Source organism: Crocosphaera sp. Alani8, assembly GCF_038442745.1.
Classification (GTDB): Bacteria; Cyanobacteriota; Cyanobacteriia; order Cyanobacteriales; family Microcystaceae; genus Crocosphaera.
The window spans coordinates 1-2566 of the sequence record NZ_JARVCN010000409.1 but is presented as its reverse complement, the minus strand read 5'-3'; the positions used below and the strand labels follow the sequence as shown (position 1 = coordinate 2566).

Annotated in this window: 1 protein-coding gene and 1 pseudogene; one reads left to right on the top strand and one right to left on the bottom strand. The window is 37.2% G+C overall.

Translation table 11 applies throughout. The features are described from left to right. Positions 1–130 precede the first annotated feature (130 nt). A pseudogene (locus tag P9B04_RS20175) lies at positions 131–370 on the bottom strand (ISAs1 family transposase); the annotation flags it as partial. Positions 371–634: 264 nt separating this feature from the next. Between P9B04_RS20175 and P9B04_RS20170 the strand changes: the two are divergent. Continuing rightward, the gene (locus P9B04_RS20170) at positions 635–1795 is read left to right on the top strand and encodes an IS4 family transposase (protein WP_287140553.1); all 1161 of its coding nucleotides are present in this window, start codon (positions 635–637) and stop codon (positions 1793–1795) included. Positions 1796–2566: the final 771 nt, after the last annotated feature.

The window sequence follows — 2566 nt, the reverse complement described above, 5'->3', positions numbered from 1 at the left end:
GGCTCAATTTATGCTAAAAGTGTTACCCAAAAAACCCTATTTTTGAACGGCCCCTTTTTTAACAAGAGAATCCCTCAAACTAATGTTTGATGTTAAGGTCAAGCTATTTTGTTGTCTAATAGAAAACTGATTAAGCCGCTAAAATCTGGAGAAGATAATCATTATCCCAATTGGCTTTATTTTGTTTACTTTTAACCGACTTTTTTTCCGTTTTTTCTTGATTAATTAAACTGAGGGCTAATTGTCGAATGATTGCCATATTTTCAGGAGAGTTATCTTTTCTAATTCTTGAATCATCTTCATTAAATTGAACATCAAGAACCCAGTTTAATTGATTTTCTATCCTCCAATGAGTTCTGATTATTTCAGCTCACGGGGTGACAAGTAGGTTGAAAAGTAAGTCCAGAGCGGTTTTTCCCTGTTGCCCTATCCTAAACAATTGTCAGCAACCAGAGAGCTTATTGAGAATGAACGATAATGATAATCATTTGCAAGGGGGAGGAGAGGACGGTGTTACCGTCCTCTCCCCCCCCAAACCAGGTTGATTTTTTAGTCAACCCCAACAAGAGAGAAAACAATCCGATTTTATGGTAAGAATAATCAGATTGTTCTTAATTGTTTTATAACTTAAATTATGAGCTTTTTAGCCGTTTATGAATCCCATTTTAGCAAATATTTAACCCAAACACAGTTCGAGGCTTTTAGAATTTTACTCTGGTTGCTAACGGTACAAAAACAGGTTAGAATAGAGAGGTTAGCAGCCTGTTTTCCGTTGCCAATTCTTTATCAAAGTCGCCGAAAACATATTCAGAGATTCCTAGTTTTATCGGCTTTAAGCATTCCCAGGTTCTGGTTTCCTGTCATTAAAGCTATTATTCATAAAGAGTTTAAAATTGGCTCTCGTCTCATTATAACAATTGACCGAACGCAATGGAAAGATAAAAACGTTTTCATGGTTGCTGTTATTTGGAAAAAACGAGCTTTACCCATCTATTGGACACTTTTGGAGAAAAGAGGAGCCAGTAGGTTGTCTGAACAACAGGCCTTAATTCAACCAGTTCTTTGTCTCTTAAAAAACTATGAATTAGTCATTCTTGGAGACCGAGAATTCCATAGCGTAAAGTTGGCTTATTGGCTGAAACAAAAAAGTAAGAAACAAAGGTTATTTTTTGCCTTTCGTCAGAAACAGGGAACTAACCATAAACAAGATAATGAAGAGTATCAAGAGTTTTCAAAGTTGGGACTTAAACCTGGGATGAAGATATTTTTGGTAACTGACGTTTCAGTTACCAAAAATAAAGGGTTTGGAAACTTTAATGTGGGAGCATACTGGAAACGGAAATATAAAGGAAAACAGGAAAAAGAGCCTTGGTTTATTTTAACTAATTTAGACAGTTTATCAGAGGTCTTAAAAGTGTATCGAGCTAGGGCAGACATTGAAGCTATGTTCAAGGATTGTAAGACAGGGGGTTATAATTTGGAGGGAAGTAAAGCCAATAATAAACGACTAACTTCCTTGATTCTATTAATAGCGATCTCTTACACAGCCACCTCTTTAAAAGGTAAAACATTTCGACAAACCAATCAAGCAAAATATCTTGCTCGTCTAACTGAAAAATCAAGACGTGAGCGGAGACATAGCCACTTCTGGATAGGACTTTATGGTTCTCTTTGGATTCACGCTTGGGAATTTTGCTCCGATTTTATCTCGATTATGATCAACAATAATCCCCAGAAACTCAACAATTATAAAAAAGGTTTACAAGCCATGTTTATAATAGAATTGGCTTCTTAATTCCTGCATCTTATCTTAACAAATAATAACTCAAGATGATGAGTTCTTTTAGATGTAACTATCCCAAATAAACCAATCTTTATTATTTAATAAAAATCACTGTCTTCGGGGGTTGACTAAAAAATCAACCCCTGTGGGGGGGAGGACGGTAACACCGTCCTCCCCCCCACAGACAACAAGAATGATTATCATTATTGTTCATTCTCAATAAGCCCTCTAGTTTTTGACAATTTATAGAGCGATCGCAACGGCTGAAACTCCCTTTCAATCAGGATTTTAACGGGTTTGTCACCCCGTGAGGGAGGTGAGTGTTAAAAACCAACGGGATAAGGATCGTCAAACAACGAGTGTACACTCGTCCACAGAGGAAAAATGATTTTCTGGGGATGGTTGGAAACGAGCCAAACGTAGTATATTTGTTACTCGCATTATGTAGTATGAAGGTCTATTTTAAGAACGGGTACGATGAAGAAGCTCGTATTCGTGAATTTTATCAAGCAGGAGAAGATAAAGTGGTGTTCCGCAAAATGCTTCATCTATTGACTGAATAGCCGGCGTTGCTGTGATATAGGGTTGAAGTCAGAGGAACAAAGGGCGATCGCTCCTTATTGATACAGACTCTTTGAGTGCAGCAACGGAAAATTTACAGGTGGTACTTTTTTAGCATTTATTATCTTACACGCAATCGATCAATTCAAAGTGGCAAAATGCTTTACACTCACATCTTGCACCTGACGAGACAAAGTTCCAAACCATGTTCATAAAACCAGG